Raw genomic sequence first — 24,145 nt, 5'->3', positions numbered from 1 at the left:
ATGAACACCTTTACCGTACAGCCGGGGGGCACGCTCTCCGGTGCGGCCCGCGTGCCGGGCGACAAGTCCATTTCCCATCGCTCGATCATGCTGGGTGCGCTGGCCGAGGGCGAAACCCGCGTCAGCGGCTTTCTCGAAGGGGCCGATTGCCTGGCGACGCTGGAGGCGTTTCGGGCGATGGGCGTGCCGATCGAGCGCAAGGGTCCCGGCGAGGTCGTGATCCAGGGGCGGGGCCTGCAGGGCCTTCGGGCGCCGGATCGTCCGCTGGACATGGGCAACTCCGGAACGGCCATGCGGCTGCTGTGCGGGGTGCTCGCCGGGCAGTCGTTCGATAGCGAACTGATTGGCGATGAATCCCTGACCCGTCGTCCGATGCGCCGTGTCACGGAGCCCCTGGCCCGCATGGGTGCGCAGATCGAGACCAGCGAGGCGGGTACGCCGCCCCTGCGTATCCGTGGCGGTGCGCCCCTGCGGGGTACCGATCATGTGCTGGAGGTCGCCAGCGCACAGGTCAAGTCCGCGATCCTGCTGGCGGGTCTCTGGGCAGAAGGACCGACCTGCGTCACGGAACCCGCGCCCACTCGGGATCACACTGAGCGCATGCTGAATGGCTTCGGCTGCGTCGTGACGCGGGATGGCCCGAAGGCCTGCGTCACCGGGGGCGGGCGCCTGCAGGCAAGTTCCGTGGATGTCCCGGCGGACATCTCCTCGGCCGCGTTTTTTCTGGTGGGAGCCAGCATCGCGACGGGCTCGCAGATGCGCCTGGAGCATGTGGGCATCAACCCGACCCGGACCGGCGTGATCGACATCCTGCGCCTGATGGGTGCGGACATCCGGGTGGAAAACGAGCGCGAAGCCGGCGGAGAACCGGTGGCTGACATCGAGGTGCACGCCACCCGCCTCAAGGGGATCCACATCCCGACCGAGCTGGTGCCGCTGGCGATCGACGAATTCCCGGCCATCTTCGTCGCGGCGGCCTGCGCCGAGGGCGAGACAGTGCTGACCGGCGCGGAAGAACTGCGGGTCAAGGAGAGTGACCGCATCCAGGTGATGGCCGACGGCCTTCAGGCCCTGGGTGTGCAGTGTACGGTGCAGCCTGACGGGATTCGCATCCAGGGTGGCGAGGGCTTTTCCGGCGGAGAGGTCGACAGCCATGGCGACCACCGGATCGCGATGTCGTTCGCGATGGCGGGGCTGCGGGCCAGTGCCCCGATACGTATCCGCGACTGCGCGAATGTAGCCACGTCCTTCCCGGGGTTCGTGGATCTGGCCCGCGCCGCCGGCCTGTCGCTGGAGGCGGCATGACGGCGGAAATCCCGGTGCTGACCATCGACGGCCCGGGTGGGGCCGGCAAGGGGACCGTATGCATGCGTGTCGCCGCGGCGATGGGCTGGCACCTGCTCGACAGCGGGGCCCTGTACCGACTGCTGGGCCTGGCCGCCCGCCAGCATGGGGTCGAGTTGACCGATATTGCCGGTCTGGAACACCTGGCCGCATCCCTGGATGTCAGCTTCGAAATCGACCGCGACGCCACGCGGGTGACGACCCTGCTCGAAGGTCAGCCGGTGGACGTTCTGCTGCGCACCGAACAGGCCGGTTCTGATGCCTCGCAAGTCGCCGCGCTACCTGCGGTACGCGAGGCGTTGCTGGATCGCCAGCGGGGTTTTGCACAGGCCCCGGGGCTGGTCGCGGACGGGCGTGACATGGGCACCGTGGTGTTCCCGGATGCGGACCTCAAGATCTTCCTCACGGCCTCCGCGGAGGAAAGGGCGCGTCGGCGTTACATGCAGTTGAAGGAACAAGGACTTAGTGCTAATCTTTCTGCCCTTCGGGACGAGATGGAGGCGCGCGACCGCCGTGACCGCGAGCGTAGCGTGGCCCCCCTCAAGCCCGCCGAAGATGCCTGGGTGCTGGATACCACGGAACTCGACATCGTCAGCGTGGTGGACATGATCCTGGAGCGCCTCCGGGACGTACTCCCGGAAAAAAGCCCCCGAATCGAGGGATAGCCTCGAAGCGGGTTCATTAACGTTCAAACCCTCTTGTAGGAAGTTTCTGCAGGAGTTTGTTTAATCACAGGTTTTTAAATCCATGAGTGAAAGTTTCGCGCAACTGCTCGAAGAGAGCATGGCCTACACCCAGATGCAGCCGGGTGCCATCCTCAGTGCCACCGTCATTGAGGTAACCCCGGATGTGGTCGTGGTGAACGCCGGCCTGAAGTCCGAGGGGGTCATCCCCACCGAGCAGTTCATGAACGACGAGGGTGAGCTCGAGGTCCAGGTCGGCGATGTCGTCGAAGTGGCCCTCGAGACCCCGGAAGACGGTTTCGGCGAGACGCGCATGTCGCGCGAGAAGGCCAAGCGGGCCAAGGCCTGGGACCGTCTTGAAGGTGCGATGGAAGAAGAGCAGTACGTCACCGGCAAGATCTCCGGCAAGGTCAAGGGCGGTTACACCGTCGAGCTGGGCGATATCCGGGCGTTCCTGCCGGGTTCACTCGTGGATGTCCGTCCGGTACGCGACACCGCGTATCTGGAAGGCAAGGAGCTGGAGTTCAAGCTGATCAAGCTGGACCGGCGCCGCAACAACGTGGTCGTCTCCCGCCGTGCGGTGGTCGAGCAGGAATACAGCGCCGAGCGCGAGGAACTGCTGAAGAACCTGCAGGAAGGCGCGGTCGTCAAGGGCATCGTGAAGAACCTCACCGACTACGGCGCGTTCCTCGACCTGGGCGGCATCGACGGCCTGCTGCACATCACCGACATGGCCTGGAAGCGCGTGAAGCATCCGTCCGATGTCGTTGAAATCGGTCAGGAAGTCGAGGTCAAGGTGCTCAAGTTCGACCGCGAGCGCATGCGTGTCTCGCTGGGCCTCAAGCAGCTGGGCGAGGACCCGTGGGAGAACATCACCCGCCGCTACCCGACCGGCACCCGCATCTTCGGCAAGGTCACCAACATCACCGACTACGGTTGCTTCGTCGAAATCGAAGACGGCGTGGAAGGCCTGGTGCACGTGTCCGAGATGGACTGGACCAACAAGAACGTCAATCCGGGGAAGGTCGTGGCCATCGGCGACGAGGTCGAGGTGATGATCCTGGACCTGGACGAAGAGCGCCGCCGCATCTCGCTGGGCATGAAGCAGTGCCAGTCCAACCCGTGGGACGACTTCGCCGCCAACCACAACCGTGGCGAGAAGGTCCGTGGCCAGATCAAGTCGATCACCGACTTCGGCGTGTTTGTTGGCCTGGACGGCGGTATCGACGGCCTGATCCACCTGTCCGACCTGTCCTGGCACGAGCCGGGTGAAGAGGCGATCCGCAACTTCAAGAAGGGCGACGAGGTCGAGGCCGTGGTCCTGTCCGTGGATCCGGAGCGCGAACGCATCTCGCTGGGCCTGAAGCAGCTGGACCGCGACCCGTTCGCCAACTTCGTGGCCGAGCACAGCAAGGGCAGCATCGTGAAGGGCACGGTCAAGGAAGTGGACGCCAAGGCCGCCGTGATCGAACTGGCCGACGGCATCGATGGCATCCTGCGTGCAGCCGACATCTCCCAGGATCGCGTGGAGGATGCGCGTACCGTCCTGAACGTAGGCGACGAAGTCGAGGCCAAGTTCATGGGTGTGGACAAGAAGACCCGCGCGATCAGCCTTTCCATCAAGGCGAAGGACCGCGCCGAAGAGGCGGAGATGATGTCGGACTATTCTGCCACCGGGAGCGCGACGACCTCCCTGGGCGATCTGCTGAAGGAACAGATGGGCAAGAACGACTAAGTCCGTCACAATAAAGTCCACGGTGTCCATGGGGATGCCGTGGACTGTTTTTTATCCGCGTACTGCGGAACCTTTTCTCCTGTCTGCGACGAGCGTCAGATGACCAAATCGGAATTGATCGAAAGCCTCGCCCAGAAATCGCCTCACTTGCCCGCACGGGATGTCGAGATGTGCGTGAAGGCGTTGCTGGAACGCATGAGTCAGGCCCTGGCGAATGGTCAGCGAGTGGAGATTCGCGGCTTTGGGAGCTTCTCGCTGCATTTCCGGCCGCCACGGCTAGGCCGCAACCCCAAGACGGGTGACGCGGTAGCGCTACCTGGCAAGCATGTCCCGCACTTCAAGCCCGGCAAGGAACTGCGTGAACGGGTAAATACACCCGCGGTTGCCGACGAGTAGCCGGGATGTCCGATCGACGGCGCCAGCAGGTACGCAACGTACTCGCGTTCGTCTTGCTGATCGTGATTTCCTCGGCGATCGGCATTCTTGTCGTGTTCAACGAAGGCCATGTCACCCTGAGCCTTCCGTGGACGGATGTACAGGCACCCCTGGTGTTCTTGCTCGGTATCTCGGCGCTGGTCGGTGTCGTGATTACGGCTTCCATCTTCTGGGTACGGATTCGCCGGCTGAATCAGAAGGTCGCGGACCTGCGAGCGGAGAACCGGGCCTTGAAGACCGAGGTCGAGCAGATGCGTACCGCCCCCATGCGGGATTTCTACTAGGGAAACCCTGATCAAATGCACAGGCCTGCACCCGAGTCGATTCTGTCCGCAGACGATGTGCGGTGAACGTCGTATAGTCGTGCGATACAAACCCCGCAAGCACGCTGCACAACGCAGATCGACCGTGCCACAGTATCCCCGCTCATGAACGAGCTCCTCACTCGACGCCGCGCCGGCCATGCACCTGCACAGGCAGCAATCGCCGTGCCCGGGGCAATCTCGTGATCAACGACTGGTTCTGGTTGTTGTTGCCGCTGGCTGCCGCCAGCGGATGGTGGGTTGCACGCCGTGTCCATACGGAAGACCAGCCGGATCAGGAACCCTCTCTTAATCGCTACCTGGAGGGGGTCCGGTACTTGCTGGACGACCGTACAGATGATGCGCTTCAGGCCTTCATCGAGATGGTGGAGGTGGATCACGAAACTTTCGAGACGCACGTGATCCTCGGTCGTCTGTTCCGGCGGCGGGGCGAGGTGGACCGCGCGATCCGGATTCACCAGAACCTGGTGGCCCGTCCTTCGCTGAAGGATGAACAGCGGGCACAAGCGCTGTGCGAGTTGGGCCAGGACTTCCTGCTGGCCGGGGTGCTCGACCGGGCCGAGGCGGTTTTTCGGGAACTCGCGGACTCGCCGCATCAGGCGGTCAGAGCCTTGAAGGGGCTCCAGCACGTATACGAGACGCAACGCGAGTGGGAGCGGGCGATCGAGGTTGGCACACGCCTGAAGTCGCATGGCGTGCCGAATGAGAATCTGCGGATCGCACATTATCACTGTGAGCTGGCTACCATCGCCCTGGATGCGGGTGATCGCGCTACAGCGGCCGAGCGTGCGACACAGGCCGAGGGCGAGGTGCCCGGGCTGTCACGCGCGTTGTTGATCCAGGCCGAGATTGCGGAACGCGAAGACCGGATCCCGGATGCCATTGCCCACGGTCGCGAAGCGGTGGCACGTACGCCGCAACTCGCGCCGCTGGTCGTGCCGCGGCTGGAACGACTCCATCAGGCGCTGCCCGGGGAGAATCGTCTGGGGCAGCTGGAGCAAACCCTGGAGGATCTCGCCAGCAGCCGAGGGATCACGGTCGCCCGCATCGCGCTGATGCGCCTCTACCGGCGTACGGGGCGGCTGGATGCGGCGCTCTCGGAGCTGGGGATGATCTTGTCGCAGAGGCCGGTGCCAACGTCGGGCTTGCTGGAGGCCGTTCGCTGGATGAAGATTCTACCGGCTGTCCAGGAATACAACACCGAATTTGCCGCATTCGAGAAAGCGCTGTCGGACCAGCTGGGTAGCCAGCATCTTTACCAGTGCGTGAATTGCGGCTACCAGGGACGAGCGCACGTCTGGCAATGCCCGAGCTGCAGACGCTGGGACACGTTGCGAGGCCTGGACTTCGAACTCGACGCGACCACCGAGGAAGCGGAGGATGCCCTCGTTCGTGAACGGACGCACTGAACAACACTAAACCGGGGAGAACCATGCGAACTGCCGTCGATTCACCAGCCCCCAGGCTGATAGTGGCGCTGGATTTTGCCGAGGCCGAGAGTGCCGTCGCACTTGCTCGCAGCCTGGACCCGTCCCATTGCGCGCTGAAAGTCGGGTTTGAGCTGTTTGTGGTGGCCGGGCCGGATCTGCTGGGAAGGCTTCATGACCTCGGATTTCGTGTCTTTCTGGATCTCAAGTTTCATGACATCCCGAATACGGTCGCTGCGGCTTGTCGTGCGGCGGCTCGCACCGGGGTATGGCTCGTGAATGTCCACGCCAGCGGCGGGCTGCAGATGATGCAGGCCGCGCACGAGGCAGTACGCGAGGTGAATGATCATACGGCCGTGCTGGGCGTGACTGTGCTGACTTCCAGCGACGCACAGACACTGCGCGAAACCGGAGTGCAGCGAGATCCCGAGGCACAGGTACGGCTGCTGGCCAACCTGGCCATCGCCCAGGCCGGTCTCGAGGGTCTTGTGTGTTCCGCGCAGGAGGCGCACCTGTTGCGCGAGGAGCTCGGTTCGGGCCCGATGCTGGTAACGCCCGGAATCCGCCTTCCGGATGCGGAAGGGGATGATCAGCGCAGGGTCATGACGCCGGAAAGCGCGATCCAGGCTGGCGCCAGTGCGATTGTCGTCGGACGTCCGATCACCCGTGCAGCGGATCCTGCCGCGGCTGCGAACGATTTTGCACTTCGTCTGGAGAGGGTTTTCCAGAACCACTGATCCCGTTAGGATGAGCATGGCGCAAGGGTTGCGCCAGTCATCATTCAACAAGGAGCAGTTACATGAAAAACGCCATCTACTGTGTGAAATGCTGGTTCTTCGCCGCCTTGTGCGTGTTGCCGCTGGCGCTGGTCACGGCGTCGGGCGGGCAGTCGCCGGTGAACGTCAACTCGGCAACAGCGGAAGAACTCGCGACGCTGGACAACATCGGACAGGTCAAGGCCGAGGCAATCGTCGAGCATCGCGACGCCCATGGTCCGTTTGCCTCGGTGCAGGCGCTGACGGACGTCTCCGGCATTGGCGAGCGCACGGTGGAGATGAACCTCGACCGCATCGAGGTCGAGTAGCCCGATCGAGGACGACGGGGCCGATCCCCGTCGTCCTTTCTCACCTGGAGCCAGGATGAACCCGAACACGCCACCGATTCGTACCGCCGTCTTTCCTGTCGCGGGCATGGGCACCCGCTTTCTGCCGGCCACCAAGGCCAACCCCAAAGAGATGCTTCCCATCGTGGACAAGCCGCTGATTCAGTACGCGGCCGAGGAGGCCGTGCGGGCGGGCATCGAGACCTTGGTGTTCGTGACTGGTCGCAACAAGCGTTCCATCCCCGATCACTTCGACAAGGCCTACGAGCTTGAAACGGAGCTTGAAGAACGCGGCAAGACCGAGATGCTGGAAAAAGTGCGCAACATCGTGCCGCCCAACGTGACCTGCGTGTACGTGCGTCAGGCCGAGGCGCTGGGTCTGGGGCATGCGGTGGCCTGTGCGCGCCCGGTGGTACGCAACGAGCCCTTCGCGGTGATCCTGGCGGACGATCTGATCGAGGAAGAGCAGGGTGGCGCCACCAGGCAGATGGTCGATGCCTATGCCGAACACGGTTGCAGCGTGCTGGGCGTGGAAGAGGTCCCGGCGGATCGTACCCATCAGTACGGCATCATCGACCCGGTGCAAACGGGCCCGCGGACCTGGGATGTGCGCGGGATTGTGGAAAAGCCGCAGCCAGCCGATGCACCCTCCAATGTCGCCGTGGTGGGCCGCTATATCCTGACCCCGCGCATCTTCGAGCTGCTGGCCGAACAGGAGCCAGGGACCGGGGGCGAGATCCAGCTGACGGACGCTATCGCGAAACTGCTTGAGGAAGAACGCGTAACGGCACTGAATTTCGAAGGTCGCCGTTTCGACTGCGGGAGCAAGCTGGGCTATCTGGAGGCAACCGTGGAATTCGCGCTGATGCACCCGGAGCTGAAGGAGGACTTTGGCGCCTACCTGAAATCCCGCGTCAGCACCTCCTGAGGCCTCACCACCAGAACCTTCTGTGGCGCGGGCGGACAGGGAGCTTCCCGCGCCAGTACTGGATGGCCAGGAATCCGAATGCCATGCCCCCCAGGTGCGCGAAATGCGCTATGCCCGCAAGGGTCCCGGAGATGCCCAGATAGAGCTCCAGCGCCCCGTACGCGATCACGAAATACTTCGCCTTGATGGGGATCGGAAGGAAGAGCAGGTACAGCCGCTGGTTGGGAAACATCATCCCGAACGCCAGCAATACCCCAAAGACTCCCCCGGACGCGCCCACTGTCGGGTAGACCATGCCGTTCTGGCCATAGGCCGTCACCACGAGTTGAACCAGCCCGGCGCCAATCACGCAGATCAGGAAATAAACCGCAAAGGTCCTGGATCCCCAGGCGTTTTCGATCTGTACTCCCAGCATCCATACGGCGAACATGTTCACCGACAGATGGATCAGCCCCCCGTGCAGGAAGCCGTAGGTCAGAAGCTGCCAGAGCTGGAAATCGGGGACGCGAAGCCATTGGCCATCCTGATGGATCATGGACGGCGTGCCGATAGGCCAGAGGGCGAAATGGGTCATCAGCCATTCGCCCAGCCAGGGCAGGGCGAGGAAAAGCGCCACATTGGAGATCAGCAAGAAGCCGATCACCGGCGGCATCATGCTGAAGTCGGGGTGGCGAGGGTCCGGGTGCGTCATGCGGACCGGGATCAGCCGAAATCGTCCGTGACCGCGCCGCGACTGGCGGATCCGACCTGGCGACTGTATTTGCCGAGGATACCCCGGTCGTATCGCGGGGCGGGTGCCTGCCAGGCACTGCGGCGACGAGCGAGTTCGTCCTCGGGAACTTCAAGCGCGAGTCGATTGCGGCTGGCATCGACTTCAATGACGTCGCCCTCGCGTACTAGCGCAATCGGGCCGCCCTGTGCCGCCTCGGGGGCCACATGTCCAACCACGAGCCCGTAGGTCCCGCCCGAGAATCGTCCATCGGTAATCAGCGCGACGGAGTCGCCCAGGCCCGCACCAATAATCGCGGCCGTGGGTGCAAGCATCTCGCGCATCCCCGGACCCCCGCGGGGCCCTTCGTGGCGCACCACGATGACGTCGCCGGCCCGGATCTCGCCGGCCAGAATCGCGTCCAGACACGCCTCTTCGGATTCGAACACGCGTGCCGGTCCCCGAATCGAGGTGGACTTGAGCCCGGTGATCTTGGCCACGCCTCCCTCCGGAGCCAGATTGCCCTTGAGAATGGCCAGGTGTCCTTGCGGGTACAGGGGCGCGTCCAGGGTACGGATGATGGTCTGATTCGGCGGTGGCGCATCGGGCGTGTCCGCAAGGACCTCGCTCAGGGTCTGGCCGGTAATGGTCAGACAGTCACCGTGGAGAAGCCCGCCATTCAAGAGAAGCTTCATGACCTGGGGTGTCCCGCCCACGGCGTGAAATTCCGTGGTCACGTAGCGCCCGGAGGGCTTGAGATCGCACAGAACCGGGGTCTGGCGACGGATGCGCTCGACGTCATCCAGGCTCAAGGGCACGTGCGCGCAATGAGCGATGGCGAGCAGATGGAGCACCGCGTTGGTCGAGCCGCCTACGGCCATCACCACCGCCAGGGCATTCTCGAAGGCCTCGCGCGTCAGGATGTCGCGTGGCTTCCGGTCGGCGTGGATCGCCTCCAGGAGGACCTCGGCGGAACGGGCAGCGGACTCGGCCTTTTCCGGATCCTCCGCCGCCTGCGTCGACGACCCGGGAAGGCTCATGCCCATAGCCTCGAAGGCGCTGGACATGGTGTTGGCCGTAAACATGCCGCCACAGGACCCAGCCCCGGGGCAGGCATTGCGCTCCACCCCGGCCAGGTCTTCATCGGACAGCTTCCCGGCTCCGTGCTGGCCGACCGCCTCGAATGCACTGACGATCGTCAGATCCTGTCCCTTGTAGTGTCCCGGCTTGATGGTGCCCCCGTAGACAAAGATCGCCGGAACGTTAAGCCGGGCGATCGCCATCATGGCCCCCGGCATGTTCTTGTCGCAGCCGCCGGTGGCCAGCAAGCCGTCAAGACTTTGTCCGTTGACCACGGTCTCGATCGCATCCGCAATGACCTCGCGCGACACCAACGAGTACTTCATGCCGGGCGTGCCCATTGAGATGCCGTCAGAGATCGTGATGGTGCCGAACGTCTGAGGCATTCCTCCAGCCTGGCGCACGGCCCGCTCGGCCCGTTCGGCCAGCGTGCCGATCCCGATGTTGCAGGGGGTAATGGTGCTGTGGGCATTTGCGATGCCGACGATGGGGCGCTGGAAGTCCTCGTCCCCGAAGCCCACCGCTCGCAGCATGGCGCGATTGGGGGTGCGCCTTGGGCCTTCGGTGACGACGCGGCTGCGTCGGTTGTCCTGGGTCATCGACTCGTCCTGTCCGTTGGTGACCCCCAAGAAGGGCCAGATTAGTGGGTGCGCGAATTGCTTCCCCGGCAGTAACGCCCGTTAAGGAAGTGATCGAAGAACTGACCCAGCGCCGGATGGTCAATCTGCTGGCCGGAGGTGTCCGGCTCCAGATGACGCTCGGCCACATAGGTGCTGTGGGAGTAGCCATCCACCAGCACGTGGTACCAGGGCTGGTCTTTGGGCGGGCGGCTCCTGGCCACCGTTTCATACCATTCGTCCGAGCCGGAGTAGACTGGATCGACGTCGACGATCACACCGCGGTAGCCGAACTTGGTATGGTGGACCAGTTCACCCACGGTGAAGCGTGTTCCCTGTGTCATCGCTGCCCCCTGGCGGCAGTTGGTGCATTATTCAGTGTCTCTCAGAAAAGACCATCACCCGGGTCTCGCGTTCCGGTGTGTGGTCATGGACCCGCAAAGCGACCGTATACCATGTCTCGTGACGCCAGCATCCGCCGCCCCGAATTCCACCGGGCCGTGCCCGACAATGATGACCGCGAACGCAAGATCTGCAGTCACTGTGGCTTCGTGGACTACGAGAACCCGCGGATTGTGGTGGGCGTCGTTGCTATATGGGACGAGCGGGTCCTGTTGTGCCGCCGGGCCATCGAACCGCGCAAGGGCCACTGGACACTGCCCGCAGGATACATGGAGCTTGGCGAGTCGACCGAGCAGGGCGCCGAGCGAGAGGCCTGGGAGGAGGCCCGCGCGAGGCTGCGGATCGATCGCCTGCTTGCGGTTTACAGCCTGCCGCATATCGGACAGGTGCAGATGATCTATCGTGCCGAGCTGCTGGGCGACGACGTCGCCCCCGGGCCGGAGTCCCAGGAGGTCGCGCTGTTCGAGTTCAATAACCTGCCCGGGGAGCTTGCATTTCCGTCGGTTTCCTGGGCTCTGGGGCACTATCAGCAAACCCGCCACCTGACCGAATTTGCCCCCCTGGGTGCCCCGGAGTCCGCGAGCCCGCTGGGCGGGTTGTAGCTCAGCTGTCTTGCGCGGGCCGGGACGGCCCGTAATCCCGGAATTTCTCCAGCACGCGCTCCATCTCCTCGTCGTTCAGCAGCTGCGGACCCCCGATCTGCAGGCTCAGCACGTACTGCTGCGCAAGCAGCTCGACTTCCTCGGTCAGCCACAGGGCCCGCGCGAGATCCGGCCCTGTCGCAAGCATGCCGTGGTTGGCCAGCAGACATGCGAGGCGATCCCGAAGCGCGTCCACCGCGTAGCGTGACAGTTGCTCCGTGCCAAACGTGGCATAGGGGGCACAACGGATCGAATTCCCCCCGGCAGCCGCCACCATGTAGTGCAGGGCGGGGATATCACGCCCCTGAATCGCCACGACGCTGGCGTAGGTCGAGTGGACATGCACCACGGCGTTCAGCTCCGGTCGCGCCTGGAGGATCGCTCGATGAAAATGCCACTCGCTGGAAGGCTTCTGGTGATCAGACCAGTGCCCCTGTGCATCGACCACGACCAGATCTTCGGGGCGCAGGGCTTCATAGGGCACACCGGACGGGGTAATCAGCATGCCATCCCCCAGGCGCGCGCTGACGTTCCCCGAGGTGCCCTGGTTCAGGCCCCGTCGGTTGGTCTCGAGCGCGGTGTCGATAATCGCCTGGCGTAGCGCGGATTCATCGGCGGCGGGGAAGTCCGTGTCAGTCATCGCAGTCCGGGGGCGGGACAAAGGGCGGATTGTATCGCGGATCACCTTCCGCATGACGCGGGGAAAATCCGCCATTTCGCAGGGTCAATTACCTGGGTCCAGCGTGAGCAAGGCGTTATGGAAGGTATGGCATGAACGCTCGCCGACGATCTATATTCAAGGCTGTATCTGACGGACCGCGCACGGCGCGCGGCGATCGCTTCGTTCCTTGAACAGGGAGGACACCCAATGAAAAGAACATTTCGTTTTTTGACCGCGGCTTCTGTGGCCGGCGCACTGGCACTGGGTCTGGGTGCTGTACATTCGGTGCACGCCTTTGACGAGCACGAGGCCACCATTGATTACCGCCAGGGCGTCATGCGGGCGATTGGCGGTAATGTCGGGGCCTTTGCCGCCGTCGTCGTCGACGGTGCGGATTTCCGCGACAACCTGAAAATACATACCAGCCAGCTGATGGAACTGACCGAGGATATCCCGGCGCTGTTCCCGGAGGGCAGTGACTTCCCCGATACCGATGCCAAGGAAGAAATCTGGGAGGACTGGGACCGTTTCGTCGAACTGGCCAACGATACGCGCGAGGCCGTGGAAGCCCTGCATGCCACGGTTGAGGCGGGCGACGAGGACGAATACCCGATTCGGTTCCGCAACCTGGGACAGTCCTGCCAGGCCTGCCACGACGACTTCCGCCGCGACTGACCGGTGGTAAGGGGTTGGGTTGAAAGAGGGCCGTCAGCCTGGCTGTCGGTCCTCTGTCTTGCGGGTGTGGCCGGGGCCCTGCCAGCCCAGGCCGAGATCTCGATCGGAGGGCTGGACCCCGAGGCGGGCGAGGAGGCGCGTATCGCCTACGGCGAATACGTGCTGCGGGCAGGGGGGTGTGTCACCTGTCATACCGCGGAGGACGGCGAGTTCCTGGCCGGAGGCCGTCCGATCGAGAGCCCCTTTGGCGTGTTCTATGGCCCGAACATCACACCGGACGATGAACACGGCATCGGGGGATGGTCGCAGGACGATTTCAAGCGGGCCCTTCGGGAAGGCCGGGCTCCGAACGGGCAGCATTACTATCCGGCGTTTCCGTTTACCTCGTATACCCAGATGAAGTCCGAGGATGTCGAGGCCCTGTGGGCCTTCCTGCAGTCCGAGGTCGAGCCGGTAGCAAAGGAAAACACGCCGCACGAGCTGGTCTGGTTCGCCCGCTTCCGCCCGTCGCTTATGGGCTGGAAGTGGCTGCATTTCGAGCCGGGCACGTTCGAGCCAGCCCCCGATGAATCCGACCAGTGGAACCGCGGGGCCTACCTGGTCCTGGCGCTTGGGCACTGTATGGAATGCCACACTCCGCGCACCCGCACGGGCGGCCTGGAGATGGAGCGTCTCGGTGCCGGGGCGCGTCTGCCGGATGGGGATGTGGCCGGGAATATCACCCCGGACCGCGAGACCGGGGTCGGACGCTGGGGCGAACGCCATATCGCCCGCTACCTGGAAATGGGCCTGACGCGCGACGGTGACTTCGCCGGCGGCGGCATGGCCGATGTCATCGATCACGGGACCTCCTACCTGAGCGAAGAAGATCGTCGCGCGATTGCCGTCTATCTGCGTTCGCTGGAGCCCATCGAGCACGAACCGGATTGAGCGAGACGACGGATGTACGAAAGAGGGCCAGGCTGCATCGCAGACCTGCCCTGCATCTTTGTCTGGCTCCCCGGGACGGGCTCGATCGAACCGCCGACCTCGGGGAGCACTCATAAATCTGCACGCTCGGGTCGCTTTCGCGCGCGAACAAGGCGCCGCACCGTGTGTGCGCTCGTTTTTGATCAACAACGGGCAGCCGAACAATGTTTTCCATGAGTTGCAGGGCCATCAGCCCAGGCCCCACGACTCTGCGTTGCGCCGCTGACGGGCTTTGGGGACGTGTAGTCCAGGCGGGGCTCGATCCGGGACGGACGGGAGCGCTGCTACACTCGAACTATCGTTCCGCGGTTTCGAGCCTCCGCCGGGAGGGCTTCCCGTATGCCTTCAACTGCCCGTTTTCCCTTGCGTTTCCTGCTGCTGGTGGCCGCGCTGGTGGTGGTGCTGGCCGGAATCGCTTCGTTGCTGCTCTGGCCCGCAGAGCGGCTCGAGGAGCGGGTGGCTGACGTAATCGAGGCGCAGCTGGGGGTGCCGGCAAGCATCGAGGGGGATGCCTCGCTGCGTCTGTTGCCGCGCCCGGCGGTGCAGGTGCGCGATGTGCGGCTCGGGCCGGAGACCGAGGGGGAGGCGGGGGAGCTCGAGGCAGCGTGGCTGTCGCTGCGCTGGCTGTCGCTGCTGCGCGGTCGCCTGGAGCCGGGGATGCTCGTGCTGGATGCGCCGGTACTGCGTCTGGAGCGGGATGCGCAGGGTGTGCTGAACCTTGGTCCGTGGACGGCGGAAGACAACGGACGCGGGTCGCCGGCCCTGGACCTGCGCATCCGCGACGGCGAGCTGCATTGGCGTGATCATGGAACACAGCGCACGGCGACGGTTCACGGCCTCGAGGTGGACGCACCGGCAACCCGATGGCAGGCGGCGGCGGACGATGCGCATCCCCTGGCAGGGCTGGCGCTGGCGGCCGAGGTGTCGATCGCGCGCGTGGAGGACGGGGCGCTGACCCTGACCGACGTCTCGTTCGGACTGACCGCACGCGATGGCGTCTTTCGCACCACGGACTGGGAGATGAATCTGTACGAGGGCCACGGCACTGGCGAGGGCGAGGCGGATTTCACCGAGCAGCCGCCGCACTGGGAGCTGGATGTCGCGTTTGATGACCTGGAGCTGGAGTCCTTCCCGGAGGAGTGGCTGCCCCCCGGGGCCGCCTCCGGGCGCGCGGCGCTGACCGCGACCCTGACCAGCCGAGGCGAGGATGTGCAGACCCTGCTGCACCACCTGGATGGCGAGGTGGTGCTGAGCGGGAATGATCTGGTCATCCGGGGCGTGGATCTGGACGAGGAACTGGCGGCCTACGAGCGCACCCAGCGCTTCACTTTGGTGGATGCGGCGGCGGTGGTGTTGGGCGGTCCGGTGTGGCTGGCTGCCACCCGCGGCACCGAGTTCGCGCGGTATGCGGGGCGCGACAACGGCGAAACCGAGATTGTGCAGCTGCTGTCGGCCTGGGAGATCGAGCAGGGCGTGGCGCACGCGCGCGACGTGGCGCTGGCGACCCCGCGCAACCGCCTGGCCGCACAGGCCTCGCTGGATCTGCCCGAGCGCCGGATCCGCGAGGCCGAGGTGGCGGTAGTCGATGCCGAGGGATGCGCGGTGATGCGCCAGGAGGTGCATGGGACCTTCGATGATCCGCAGATCGAGGAACCGCATCTGGTGGAGGCGCTGCTCGGCGCGCCGCTGGATCTGCTGCGCCGCGGGCTGGCCGCGCTGTCCCTCGATCCGGAGGACTGCGAGGTCTTCTACGACGGCGCCGTCGCCGCCCAGTAAGCGTCGCTCGCGGGCGGCAATACCTGGATGAACGGCGAGCATCTGCCGCAACAGATATAGGCGAGTACCGTCCTCGGAGGCCGCAAGAAAGCGGCATCTGGGAGCGCACGGTTGAATCGGTCGACGATCCTTCCAGTAAGAGCACATACGCCGCCAGGTGCTACAAATGCGCGTACACAAACGAAAAAGGCCAACCCGAAGGCTGGCCTGAGTCGTTTCTTATCTGGCTCCCCGGGACGGGCTCGAACCGCCGACCTAGTGATTAACAGTCACCCGCTCTACCGACTGAGCTACCGGGGAATTGGCCGCAGATCGTAATGGGGGGCGGCCACCCCGTCAAGCTTCCATTTTGATCAGCGGTGGGCCGCCGCGAACTGTCGCAGCCGCTCCAGTGCCTTGTCGAGCATGTCGACGCTGGTGGCGAACGAGACGCGTACATGGCCCGGGGCGCCGAATGCGCTGCCGGGCACCAGTGCGACTCCGACCTCGTCCAGCAATTGCTTGCTGAGGGCGACGTCGGTGTCGATGTCGGCCGCCTGCATCAGCCCGGTGACTCGCGGAAAGCAGTAGAACGTGCCGTCGGGCATCAGGCAGTCGATACCATCAATCGCATTCAGGCCGTCCACCACGTGCCGCGCCCGTTCGGCGAACGCGGAACACATGGCGATCACGCAGCCCTGGTCGCCATCCAGCGCGGCCTGCGCACCGGCCTGCGCAATGGAGGTGGGGTTGGAGGTGCTTTGCGACTGGATCTTTTTCATCGCCGCGATCAGGTTCTTCGGTCCGCCGGCATAGCCGATACGCCAGCCGGTCATCGCGTAGGCCTTGGACACGCCATTGAGCACGACGGTGCGTTCGAGCAGATCGGGTGCGACATTCACGATGTTCACAAACGGCGTGGAGCCGAACCGGATGTGTTCGTACATGTCGTCGGTCGCGATCACCACTCGGGGGTGTTCGCGCAGCACCTCGGCCAGCGCCTTCAGTTCGTCGGCTGAATAGGCGGCACCAGTCGGATTGGATGGGCTGTTGAGAAACACCAGGCGGGTATTCGGGGTGATCGCGGCGGCGAGTTGCTCGCCCGTGATACGGAATCCGGCTTCCTGCGTGGCGCTGACCACTACGGGCCGCGCACCGGCCAGCAGCGCGATGTCGGGGTAGGAGACCCAGTAGGGCGCCGGGATGACCACCTCGTCCCCCGGGTTCAACAGGGCCTGGCAGAGGTTGAAGATGCTCTGCTTGCCACCGGAGGACACCAGAATCTGGTCTCGCTCGAACGAAAGCCCGTTGTCACGTTCAAACTTGCGGATAATGGCGTCTTTCAGGCCCTGCGTACCATCCACCGGAGTGTACTTGGTTTCCCCGCGGGCAAGCGCGTCGATGGCCGCCTGCTTGATATGCTCCGGGGTATCGAAATCCGGCTCGCCGGCCCCCAGCCCGACGATATCGCGGCCCTCGGCCCGCAGCTGCGCGGCCAGCGCGCTGACGGCCAGGGTGGGGGAGGGCTGGATGCGCTGAACGCGATCGGAGAGCTCGATATCCAAGGCGGGCCTCATGCGGGTTGGGCGGTTTGGACGGCCGGGCGCGAATGCATAACCGGCCGCAAGGTGGCGAAATAATACTGAAATCAGGCGCGGAGGATAAGGCGTGCAGCCAGATGAGGCCGAACAATTCAAGGTGGTATCGCAGTATCAGCCCGCCGGCGATCAGCCAACCGCGATCCGCGCGCTGACCGATGGCATCGAGGCAGGGCTGGCCCACCAGGTCCTGCTGGGTGTGACGGGTTCGGGCAAGACGTTCACGATCGCCAACGTCATCGAGAACCTGCAACGCCCGACCATTATCCTGGCGCCGAACAAGACCCTGGCCGCGCAGCTGTACGGCGAGTTCAAGGAATTCTTCCCGAACAACGCGGTGGAGTACTTCGTCTCGTACTACGACTACTACCAGCCGGAGGCCTACGTCCCGTCCTCGGACACCTACATCGAGAAGGACGCCTCGATCAACGACCACATCGAGCAGATGCGCCTGTCCGCGACCCGCGCGCTGCTGGAGCGCCGTGACGCGATCATCGTGGCCTCGGTGTCCGCCATCTACGGCCTCGGGGACCCGCGCAAGTACCTGTCCATGGTCCTGCACCTCCAGCGCGGGGATCGCATCGACCAGCGTGACCTGCTGCGCCGTCTGGCGGAGCTGCAGTACACCCGCAATGACACCGAGTTGCGACGCGCCACCTACCGGGTACGAGGGGAGGTGATCGACATCCATCCCGCGGAATCCGAGATCGAGGCCGTGCGCATCGAGTTGTTCGATGACGAGATCGAGCGCCTGTCGTACTTCGACCCGCTGACTGGCGAGCAGCTGCGCACCGTCCCGCGCCTGACCATCTACCCGAAGACGCACTACGTGACCCCGCGCGAGACGCTGCTGGAGGCGGTGGACCAGATCCGTGACGAACTCAAGGAACGTCTGGATTTCCTGCGCAAGGAGGACCGGCTGGTCGAGGCGCAACGGCTGGAGCAGCGCACGCTGTTCGACCTCGAAATGATCCTGGAGATCGGCTACTGCAACGGCATCGAGAACTACTCGCGCTATCTCTCCGGCCGGGCCCCGGGCGAGCCGCCTCCGACCTTCTTCGACTACCTGCCGAAGGACGCGCTGCTGGTGATCGACGAATCCCATGTGTCGGTGCCGCAGGTGGGCGGGATGTACAAGGGCGACCGTTCGCGCAAGGAGACGCTGGTGGAATACGGCTTTCGCCTGCCGTCAGCGCTGGACAACCGCCCGCTGCGTTTCGAAGAATTCGAGGCCCTGCAGCCTCAGACCGTCTACGTGTCCGCCACGCCGGGGCCCTACGAACGCGAGCACGCCGGCGCCATTGTCGATCAGGTGGTCCGACCGACCGGCCTGCTGGACCCGATCCTCGAGGTGCGCCCGGCCGGCAGCCAGGTCGACGACTGCCTGTCCGAGGTACGCGAGCGGGTGGAACGCGACGAACGCGTACTGATTACGACGCTGACCAAGCGCATGGCCGAGGACCTGACCGACTACCTCTCGGAACACGGCGTGCGGGTGCGCTATCTGCATTCGGATATCGACACCGTTGAGCGTATGGAGATCATCCGCGACCTGCGCCTGGGCGAGTTCGACGTGCTGGTGGGGATCAACCTGCTGCGCGAGGGCCTCGACATGCCCGAGGTCTCGCTGGTCGCGATCCTCGACGCCGACAAGGAGGGCTTCCTGCGCTCCGACCGTTCGCTGATCCAGACCATCGGGCGTGCCGCGCGCAACGTGAACGGCAAGGCGATCCTGTACGCCGACAAGGTGACCGGATCGATGCAGCGGGCGATCGACGAGACCGAACGCCGGCGGGCGAAGCAGATCGCCCACAACGAGGCGCACGGCATTACGCCCCAGGGCATTCGCAAGAACGTCGCGGACATCCTCGAGGCGCGCAATGCGACTCCGGGCTCCGGGCGGCGTCGTGGCCAGAAGAAGGTCGCCGAAGACGCGCCGGACTACATCGACGCCCCGGAAAACGCGGCCAGGGAGATCGAGAAGCTGGAACAGGAGATGTTCCAGAAGGCGCGCGACCTGGAGTTCGAGGAGGCCGCGCGTATCCGCGACCGCATCGAGAAGCTCAAGGCACTCGCATTCCGCCCGGAAGCCTCGCTATCCTAAAAAGATTGCTCGGGTCACGAGCGCCAGTTGAGTACAGGTTCAATGGCTTCTCCCGTATCCCTGCCCCTGGGGCCGGTCATGCTCGATGTGACCGGCCTGGAACTCACCCCGGAAGATCGTGAACGCCTGCGCCACCCGGCGACGGGCGGCGTCATCCTCTTCGCCCGCAACGCCGGTACGCCGGAGCAGGTGAGGGCGCTCACCGATGCCATACGTGCGGAGCGACCCGGCATCCTGATTGCCGTCGATCAGGAGGGCGGGCGCGTGCAGCGCCTGCGGGACGGCTTCACCACGCTTCCACCCATGCGCGAGCTGGGGTACGTCGATGACTACGATCGCAACAAGGCCTGCGAACTGGCCCATGCGACCGGGGAATTGCTGGCGCTGGAGCTACGCGAGGCGGGCATCGATTTCAGTTTCACTCCGGTGCTGGATCGTGACGTCGACATCAGCGAGGTCATCGGGGACCGCGCGTTCCACCACGACCCCGATGTCATCGCGCGCCTGGCGGGCGAGCTCATCCGGGGGCTCGCGGCGGGCGGGATGGCGAGCGTGGGCAAGCACTTTCCAGGGCACGGCGCCGTCAAGGCGGACTCGCATGTCGCACTGCCCGTGGATGACCGTCCGCTGGCCGAGATCGAGGCCAACGATATTGAAGCCTTTCGTCCCGTCCTGGGCGACCTGGACGCCGTGATGCCGGCGCATGTCCTGTATCCCCAGGTGGATGATCAGCCGGCCGGTTTTTCGCGGATCTGGCTTCAGGACATCCTGCGCCGGGAGCTCCGGTTCCGCGGAGCGATTCTGAGCGATGACCTGGCCATGGCTGGAGCCGAAGCCATTGGCAGCCCCACCGAGCGCGCCGCGGCAGCACGGGCGGCCGGCTGCGACATGGTGCTGATCTGCAACCAGCCCGAGCAGGCAGACGCCATCCTCGAGGCGCAGCAGGGACAGCCCCTGGAAGCCCAGGCATCGAGGCGGGTCGAGGCCCTGCGCGCAAGGCCCATCCAGCAGGACTCCAGGCGCATCCAGGCACTGCGGGCGCAGCTGCACCACTGGCTCGCGGCCCGGCAGGCCGCCACCGCCTGAGGCAACGCCTGGCCCTGATCGGAACAGGTTATGGCGGCGCATTGGCGCACAGGCGCTGGCCCGCCTATAATGCGCCACCGGTTTGCGCTTGAGCAGCTGTTAATATTCACACTCACCACTGAAGTTGGAGATCAAAAATGGCCGACAAGCTCCTGATCGTCATGGTTAACACCGATCCGAGCAGCCCCTCCGAACTGGGCGCCCCGTTTTTCCAGGCTACCGTCGCCGCCGCGATGGAATATGACGTCGAGGTCGTCATGACCGGCCGTGCCGGCGAACTGGCCAAGAAGGGCGTTGCCGAAAACCTGTTTGTCCAGGAAGGCTCCAGCAAGAGCGTCTACGACTTCATCAAGGACGCCCACGAAGCCGGCGTGGTGATGAAGGTCTGCACCCCGACCCTGGATCTGTGGGGCAATGACCTGATTCCGGAAATCGAAGAAACCGTGGGCGGCGCCTACGTGATTTCCGAAGCCATGGACGACGACACCGTGACCTTTACCTACTAAGGGTCTAGCACGTCCGTAGCTTTGCCAACCGGCCGGCCCTTGCGCCGGCCGGTTGCGTTTCAGGGCCTCGCAAGGCCCGCGTATACCGAACCCAGGCCTTGCCGTCTGCCCGGCACTCGGCCAACATCCTTCCTCCAACGTTCACCTCAGGATCCTTGATGAGCCCGGAACAGGCCCGCGCAACGCTCCGTGATGCCGATTGCCTCTACAGCCGCGATGCCGTCGAGACCGCGATCGACCGCCTGGCGGAACGCTCGGCGCAGGTGCTCAAGGACCGCAACCCGCTGGTTCTGGGTGTGATGAATGGCGGGGTCGTGCTGATGGGCGGGCTGCTGACCCGCTGGTCGTTTCCGATGCAGGTCGATTATCTGCATGCCACGCGGTATCGCGGGGGTACGCGGGGAGGGGAGCAGCTGCACTGGCTGGCCCGCCCCCAGACGCCGATTCAGGGGCGGACGGTCGTGATCGTGGACGACATCCTTGACGGTGGCATCACCCTGGAGGGCATCCAGGCCTTCTGCGAAGAGCAGGGCGCCGAGAAGGTCTACTCCGTGGTGCTGGTCGAAAAGGCCAACCCGGAACGCGACCCCGCCATTACCGTGGATTTCGCCGCCCTGGAGGTGCCGGATCGCTATGTGTTCGGGTACGGCATGGATTACGAGGACTACCTCCGCAACGCACCCGGCATCTTTGCCGTCGCGAACCAATAGTAGGGATACCAGCGTTATGTCGACACCCCGTCTTGCCGTGATTGGCGGCACTGGCCTGACCCAGCTTAAATCGCTGGAGATCACCCGCAGGCAGGTCATGCATACCCCGTATGGCGAACCCTCGGGTCCGCTGGTCTTCGGGCGACTGAATGACACGGAGATCGTGTTTCTGCCGCGCCATGGCGCCCGTCACACCATTCCGCCGCATCAGGTGAACTACCGAGCCAACATCTGGGCCCTGAAACATGCCGGTGTAGACAACGTGATTGCCGTGGCGGCGGTGGGCGGGATCACCGAAGCCATGAAGCCGGGCATGATTGCCATCCCCGATCAGATCATCGATTACACCTGGTCGCGCGCAAACACCTTTTTCGAGGGCGGGGACCTGGAAGAGGTCACCCACATCGACATGACCTGGCCCTACAACCAGGGTGTGCGGGAAACCCTCCTGAACGCGATTGATGACCTGTGCATCGAGGCCGCGGACCGGGGCACGTACGGGGCGACACAGGGTCCCAGGCTCGAGACGGCCGCAGAGATCGACCGCATGGCCCGAGACGGCTGCGACCTGGTCGGGATGACCGGGATGCCCGAGACGGCCCTGGCTCGAGAACTGGGTCTGAACTACGCCTGCTGCGCCGTGATCGCCAACTGGGCGGCCGGGCGAACCGAGGGGGAAATCACCATGGACGAGATCGGCCGCAACCTCGATCAAGGGATGGCGCGGGTGAAGGATGTCCTGACGCACGTAATCGAGACGTTGTCCTGAGCCGGATCAGCGCGAACGACCGTCGGTTCATGCGAGGGTAGCGGGCTGGCTGGAACAAACGGTCCGCCCTCACTGATCCATGACTTAACATAATATGTATTATGCGCCATTCATGGCCATGCAGCTGAGCGTACTGACCCGGACTTCAGCGGATCCGGAGATTCATCGTGTTATTCAGGCCGTGGCTGCGCGAACGTGTCACATGACCGTTCTTGGTCAGCACCAGATCCAGGTATCCCGGCCCACTGAGCTGCACCACACGGCAGTCCACCCCGATCCCTTCGAATTCGACCTCCAGTGGTACCACGCCCTCGAATTCCACTTCCTCGACCTCGTGTGGCCTGGTAACCGTGCACGTGATGGAGTACGCGGTGCCCTCGGGCCCGGAGGCTTGTAGCGTAATTCGGGATTCGTTGAGCGACGTCGGCATCGCGTGCAGACCTCCGGCCAAGGGCGATCCCAGCGGGATTACCTTCAACGCTCCTCGCCACCTTGGCACCATGGGAGTTGCGCGATCGACAAGCTGTGTTCCAGTTTCGGACGGCGCCGATGTCGCCTGCCAGCCGCAAGGGCCTGTTGCGACCAGGGCGTATACCCAGGCCATTCCGGCCCGCCCAGCCATACTGCAGTATCGTGGCCGGGCGAGCAGCGGACATCGGAATAACGGGTGATTTTTCGGGAGAGGTTTGTCGGTCGTTGCTGCCCGCCAAGTATGAGGGGGCTGATGATCGACGCCGGTCAGCGCTGTACGGGTCGAAATCCCTTTCGACCGGCGTTAATTGACGAACAGACAGCAGGTATTAACGAGAACCGCCACGTTAGAGCATGGACACCGGATACCGCCTCAGGCCCGCTCACGTCCCTTCCAGGGCAGCCCGGCGACAACACACAAGGCTCTGACTACCCCAACAGCAAGCCGGGCGAGCGCCCGGCCTTTTCGGCCCCCTGCCCTAGATCGCGCGTGCTTCGGCGCGCCGCCGCCTCCACATCACCTGAGGGGGCGGCGCGCCCAGATGGTCTTTGGCCCAGTTGATGGCCTGCGTGCGGTTCTTGACCTCGATCTTGCGGAAGATGTTGTACAGGTGGGACTTGACCGTATGTTCACTTATGAACAGCTGTTTCGCGATATTCATGTTGGTTTCGCCCGATCCCAGCATCGCCAGGATCTCGAGCTCTCGCTGTGTCAACCCACACGCCGGCCGGTAGGTGTTCGTGCGCTGCTGCCGGTACAGCCGGACCAGCCGTGTCATCAGGTGTCGGGACATCCAGAAATCGCCGTTCAGCAGACACAGAATGCCCTTGCACAATAGATCCAGCTGATCCGTCTTATAAAAGATTCCTTGCAGGTAGAGCAGGTAGAGCAGGTCCAGCAGGCGCAGGGCTTCGTCTTCGCTCGGTATATTGAACCCGGAGAAGACGGTCTTTGCGCCATCCGCCACCGCCTGCTGTACATGTCCGATATCGCGCTCGTCTAGTGCGCTGGCATCAAAAAGTGCGAGATTGTAATCCCTGAGCGTCTGGGCAATTCGCGGCGACCCTGGCTCCAATCCCGTTACAGAACATCCGGTTTTTTCTGAAACGTACTCAATGAACAGGGCCGATTGCGGCGAGCCCGGCGTTACAATTAATACGTTCCCCAAGTCCTCATTAAAATCGTTCATGGCGACTCTCCCCTGAATGGATGGAAACACGATGGCTATGGAATACCAAGGCGCGCCTCGATCCAAGGGTTAGATTCGCCAGACTTGACCGTCCCGCGTTTCCGATAGGCCTGATGCGGCCCTTGGAGTGCGCAGCCCTAGTAAAGGGTATAGCCACCAATCCGTCGATCCGTCAAGCGGAGATGGAATAAAGTCATGCGACTGGTGCCGATAATTCGAACTGCC

General features: G+C 64.1%; 25 protein-coding genes and 1 tRNA gene. 18 read left to right on the top strand and 8 right to left on the bottom strand.

What is annotated here, in order from left to right; all coding sequences use genetic code 11:
• The 9 genes from aroA to galU all read left to right on the top strand — a co-directional run bounded on the left by aroA (position 1) and on the right by galU (position 7,977).
• The gene (gene aroA / locus C995_RS0107400) at positions 1–1,305 is read left to right on the top strand and encodes a 3-phosphoshikimate 1-carboxyvinyltransferase (RefSeq protein ID WP_018864319.1); all 1,305 of its coding nucleotides are present in this window, start codon (positions 1–3) and stop codon (positions 1,303–1,305) included.
• Entirely contained in the window at positions 1,302–2,009 is a 708-nt protein-coding gene (gene cmk / locus C995_RS0107395; protein ID WP_018864318.1) for a (d)CMP kinase, read from the top strand. The genes aroA and cmk overlap by 4 nt, the downstream gene beginning before the upstream one ends.
• Positions 2,010–2,091: 82 nt before the next feature.
• Entirely contained in the window at positions 2,092–3,762 is a 1,671-nt protein-coding gene (gene rpsA / locus C995_RS0107390; protein ID WP_018864317.1) for a 30S ribosomal protein S1, read from the top strand.
• 99 nt (positions 3,763–3,861) lie between these two features.
• Complete coding sequence (locus tag C995_RS0107385) at positions 3,862–4,158, top strand: integration host factor subunit beta (protein WP_018864316.1); 297 nt, start codon at positions 3,862–3,864, stop codon at positions 4,156–4,158.
• 5 nt (positions 4,159–4,163) lie between these two features.
• The gene (locus C995_RS0107380; RefSeq protein WP_018864315.1) at positions 4,164–4,481 is read left to right on the top strand and encodes a lipopolysaccharide assembly LapA domain-containing protein; all 318 of its coding nucleotides are present in this window, start codon (positions 4,164–4,166) and stop codon (positions 4,479–4,481) included.
• Between the two features lie 221 nt (positions 4,482–4,702).
• The gene (locus tag C995_RS0107375; protein ID WP_018864314.1) at positions 4,703–5,929 is read left to right on the top strand and encodes a tetratricopeptide repeat protein; all 1,227 of its coding nucleotides are present in this window, start codon (positions 4,703–4,705) and stop codon (positions 5,927–5,929) included.
• Positions 5,930–5,952: 23 nt separating this feature from the next.
• The gene (gene pyrF, locus C995_RS0107370) at positions 5,953–6,684 is read left to right on the top strand and encodes an orotidine-5'-phosphate decarboxylase (RefSeq protein WP_026279008.1); all 732 of its coding nucleotides are present in this window, start codon (positions 5,953–5,955) and stop codon (positions 6,682–6,684) included.
• A 62-nt stretch (positions 6,685–6,746) separates the two neighbouring features.
• A complete protein-coding gene (locus tag C995_RS0107365; protein WP_018864312.1) occupies positions 6,747–7,031 on the top strand; it encodes a ComEA family DNA-binding protein in 285 nt (94 codons plus the stop codon).
• A 55-nt stretch (positions 7,032–7,086) separates the two neighbouring features.
• Positions 7,087–7,977 (top strand): UTP--glucose-1-phosphate uridylyltransferase GalU, encoded by an 891-nt coding sequence (gene galU, locus C995_RS0107360; protein WP_018864311.1) that lies wholly within the window; start codon positions 7,087–7,089, stop codon positions 7,975–7,977.
• Between the two features lie 4 nt (positions 7,978–7,981).
• Here the strand turns inward: galU and C995_RS0107355 are convergent, their stop codons facing one another.
• The 3 genes from C995_RS0107355 to hspQ are packed head-to-tail and all read right to left on the bottom strand — an operon-like array spanning position 7,982 to position 10,727.
• Positions 7,982–8,668, bottom strand: a complete 687-nt coding sequence (locus C995_RS0107355) for a rhomboid family intramembrane serine protease (RefSeq protein WP_018864310.1) — start codon at positions 8,666–8,668, stop codon at positions 7,982–7,984.
• Between the two features lie 11 nt (positions 8,669–8,679).
• On the bottom strand, positions 8,680–10,365 hold the full coding sequence (gene ilvD, locus C995_RS0107350) for a dihydroxy-acid dehydratase (RefSeq protein ID WP_018864309.1): 1,686 nt from the start codon (positions 10,363–10,365) through the stop codon (positions 8,680–8,682).
• Positions 10,366–10,406: 41 nt separating this feature from the next.
• On the bottom strand, positions 10,407–10,727 hold the full coding sequence (hspQ, locus tag C995_RS0107345; RefSeq protein WP_018864308.1) for a heat shock protein HspQ: 321 nt from the start codon (positions 10,725–10,727) through the stop codon (positions 10,407–10,409).
• A 111-nt stretch (positions 10,728–10,838) separates the two neighbouring features.
• Here hspQ and C995_RS0107340 point away from each other — a divergent pair, with 111 nt between their 5' ends.
• Positions 10,839–11,387 (top strand): NUDIX domain-containing protein, encoded by a 549-nt coding sequence (locus tag C995_RS0107340; protein ID WP_018864307.1) that lies wholly within the window; start codon positions 10,839–10,841, stop codon positions 11,385–11,387.
• Between the two features lies 1 nt (position 11,388).
• On the opposite strand, the gene C995_RS0107335 is transcribed toward C995_RS0107340, so the two are convergent.
• Complete coding sequence (locus C995_RS0107335; RefSeq protein WP_018864306.1) at positions 11,389–12,066, bottom strand: L-fuculose-phosphate aldolase; 678 nt, start codon at positions 12,064–12,066, stop codon at positions 11,389–11,391.
• A gap of 228 nt (positions 12,067–12,294) precedes the next feature.
• On the opposite strand from C995_RS0107335, the gene C995_RS0107330 reads away from it, so the two are divergent.
• The 3 genes from C995_RS0107330 to C995_RS0107320 all read left to right on the top strand — a co-directional run bounded on the left by C995_RS0107330 (position 12,295) and on the right by C995_RS0107320 (position 15,507).
• On the top strand, positions 12,295–12,762 hold the full coding sequence (locus C995_RS0107330) for a cytochrome c (protein ID WP_026279007.1): 468 nt from the start codon (positions 12,295–12,297) through the stop codon (positions 12,760–12,762).
• Positions 12,763–12,765: 3 nt separating this feature from the next.
• Positions 12,766–13,692 (top strand): cytochrome c, encoded by a 927-nt coding sequence (locus C995_RS0107325; RefSeq protein ID WP_026279006.1) that lies wholly within the window; start codon positions 12,766–12,768, stop codon positions 13,690–13,692.
• A gap of 378 nt (positions 13,693–14,070) precedes the next feature.
• On the top strand, positions 14,071–15,507 hold the full coding sequence (locus tag C995_RS0107320) for an AsmA family protein (protein ID WP_231362419.1): 1,437 nt from the start codon (positions 14,071–14,073) through the stop codon (positions 15,505–15,507).
• Between the two features lie 224 nt (positions 15,508–15,731).
• Here the strand turns inward: C995_RS0107320 and C995_RS0107315 are convergent.
• Both C995_RS0107315 and C995_RS0107310 read right to left on the bottom strand, forming a co-directional pair.
• Positions 15,732–15,807: transfer RNA gene (locus C995_RS0107315), tRNA-Asn, on the bottom strand.
• A 53-nt stretch (positions 15,808–15,860) separates the two neighbouring features.
• Positions 15,861–17,051, bottom strand: a complete 1,191-nt coding sequence (locus C995_RS0107310; protein WP_018864302.1) for a pyridoxal phosphate-dependent aminotransferase — start codon at positions 17,049–17,051, stop codon at positions 15,861–15,863.
• Positions 17,052–17,154: 103 nt separating this feature from the next.
• Here C995_RS0107310 and uvrB point away from each other — a divergent pair, with 103 nt between their 5' ends.
• The 5 genes from uvrB (at position 17,155) to C995_RS0107285 (ending at position 22,259) form a co-directional block, all read left to right on the top strand.
• On the top strand, positions 17,155–19,188 hold the full coding sequence (uvrB, locus tag C995_RS0107305) for an excinuclease ABC subunit UvrB (protein WP_018864301.1): 2,034 nt from the start codon (positions 17,155–17,157) through the stop codon (positions 19,186–19,188).
• A 78-nt stretch (positions 19,189–19,266) separates the two neighbouring features.
• Positions 19,267–20,274 (top strand): beta-N-acetylhexosaminidase, encoded by a 1,008-nt coding sequence (gene nagZ / locus C995_RS0107300; protein WP_018864300.1) that lies wholly within the window; start codon positions 19,267–19,269, stop codon positions 20,272–20,274.
• Positions 20,275–20,411: 137 nt separating this feature from the next.
• Positions 20,412–20,780, top strand: coding sequence for a DsrE family protein (locus C995_RS0107295; protein WP_018864299.1), 369 nt, complete (start codon positions 20,412–20,414; stop codon positions 20,778–20,780).
• Positions 20,781–20,938: 158 nt separating this feature from the next.
• Positions 20,939–21,490: a hypoxanthine-guanine phosphoribosyltransferase gene (locus tag C995_RS0107290; RefSeq protein ID WP_018864298.1), complete on the top strand. Its 552-nt coding sequence runs from the start codon at positions 20,939–20,941 to the stop codon at positions 21,488–21,490.
• A gap of 16 nt (positions 21,491–21,506) precedes the next feature.
• Entirely contained in the window at positions 21,507–22,259 is a 753-nt protein-coding gene (locus C995_RS0107285; protein ID WP_018864297.1) for an S-methyl-5'-thioinosine phosphorylase, read from the top strand.
• Between the two features lie 145 nt (positions 22,260–22,404).
• Here the strand turns inward: C995_RS0107285 and C995_RS0107280 are convergent, their stop codons facing one another.
• Positions 22,405–22,689, bottom strand: a complete 285-nt coding sequence (locus C995_RS0107280) for a hypothetical protein (protein ID WP_026279005.1) — start codon at positions 22,687–22,689, stop codon at positions 22,405–22,407.
• Positions 22,690–23,209: 520 nt separating this feature from the next.
• A complete protein-coding gene (locus C995_RS14420; RefSeq protein WP_038080859.1) occupies positions 23,210–23,920 on the bottom strand; it encodes a LuxR C-terminal-related transcriptional regulator in 711 nt (236 codons plus the stop codon).
• Positions 23,921–24,145: the final 225 nt, after the last annotated feature.

Source organism: Thioalkalivibrio sp. ARh3 (genome assembly GCF_000377265.1).
Taxonomy (GTDB): domain Bacteria; phylum Pseudomonadota; class Gammaproteobacteria; order Ectothiorhodospirales; family Ectothiorhodospiraceae; genus Thioalkalivibrio; species Thioalkalivibrio thiocyanoxidans.
The sequence above is the reverse complement of the archived record's forward strand: the minus strand, read 5'-3'. Positions and strand labels throughout refer to the sequence as shown.

Coding starts and splice junctions, on each gene's coding strand:
- aroA (WP_018864319.1), top strand. CDS start 1: ATGAACACCTTTACCGTACAGCCGGGGGGCACGCTCTCCGGTGCGGCC.
- cmk (WP_018864318.1), top strand. CDS start 1,302: ATGACGGCGGAAATCCCGGTGCTGACCATCGACGGCCCGGGTGGGGCC.
- rpsA (WP_018864317.1), top strand. CDS start 2,092: ATGAGTGAAAGTTTCGCGCAACTGCTCGAAGAGAGCATGGCCTACACC.
- C995_RS0107385 (WP_018864316.1), top strand. CDS start 3,862: ATGACCAAATCGGAATTGATCGAAAGCCTCGCCCAGAAATCGCCTCAC.
- C995_RS0107380 (WP_018864315.1), top strand. CDS start 4,164: ATGTCCGATCGACGGCGCCAGCAGGTACGCAACGTACTCGCGTTCGTC.
- pyrF (WP_026279008.1), top strand. CDS start 5,953: ATGCGAACTGCCGTCGATTCACCAGCCCCCAGGCTGATAGTGGCGCTG.
- C995_RS0107365 (WP_018864312.1), top strand. CDS start 6,747: ATGAAAAACGCCATCTACTGTGTGAAATGCTGGTTCTTCGCCGCCTTG.
- galU (WP_018864311.1), top strand. CDS start 7,087: ATGAACCCGAACACGCCACCGATTCGTACCGCCGTCTTTCCTGTCGCG.
- C995_RS0107355 (WP_018864310.1), bottom strand. CDS start 8,668: ATGACGCACCCGGACCCTCGCCACCCCGACTTCAGCATGATGCCGCCG.
- ilvD (WP_018864309.1), bottom strand. CDS start 10,365: ATGACCCAGGACAACCGACGCAGCCGCGTCGTCACCGAAGGCCCAAGG.
- hspQ (WP_018864308.1), bottom strand. CDS start 10,727: ATGACACAGGGAACACGCTTCACCGTGGGTGAACTGGTCCACCATACC.
- C995_RS0107340 (WP_018864307.1), top strand. CDS start 10,839: ATGTCTCGTGACGCCAGCATCCGCCGCCCCGAATTCCACCGGGCCGTG.
- C995_RS0107335 (WP_018864306.1), bottom strand. CDS start 12,066: ATGACTGACACGGACTTCCCCGCCGCCGATGAATCCGCGCTACGCCAG.
- C995_RS0107330 (WP_026279007.1), top strand. CDS start 12,295: ATGAAAAGAACATTTCGTTTTTTGACCGCGGCTTCTGTGGCCGGCGCA.
- C995_RS0107320 (WP_231362419.1), top strand. CDS start 14,071: ATGCCTTCAACTGCCCGTTTTCCCTTGCGTTTCCTGCTGCTGGTGGCC.
- nagZ (WP_018864300.1), top strand. CDS start 19,267: ATGCTCGATGTGACCGGCCTGGAACTCACCCCGGAAGATCGTGAACGC.
- C995_RS0107295 (WP_018864299.1), top strand. CDS start 20,412: ATGGCCGACAAGCTCCTGATCGTCATGGTTAACACCGATCCGAGCAGC.
- C995_RS0107290 (WP_018864298.1), top strand. CDS start 20,939: ATGAGCCCGGAACAGGCCCGCGCAACGCTCCGTGATGCCGATTGCCTC.
- C995_RS0107285 (WP_018864297.1), top strand. CDS start 21,507: ATGTCGACACCCCGTCTTGCCGTGATTGGCGGCACTGGCCTGACCCAG.
- C995_RS0107280 (WP_026279005.1), bottom strand. CDS start 22,689: ATGCCGACGTCGCTCAACGAATCCCGAATTACGCTACAAGCCTCCGGG.
- C995_RS14420 (WP_038080859.1), bottom strand. CDS start 23,920: ATGAACGATTTTAATGAGGACTTGGGGAACGTATTAATTGTAACGCCG.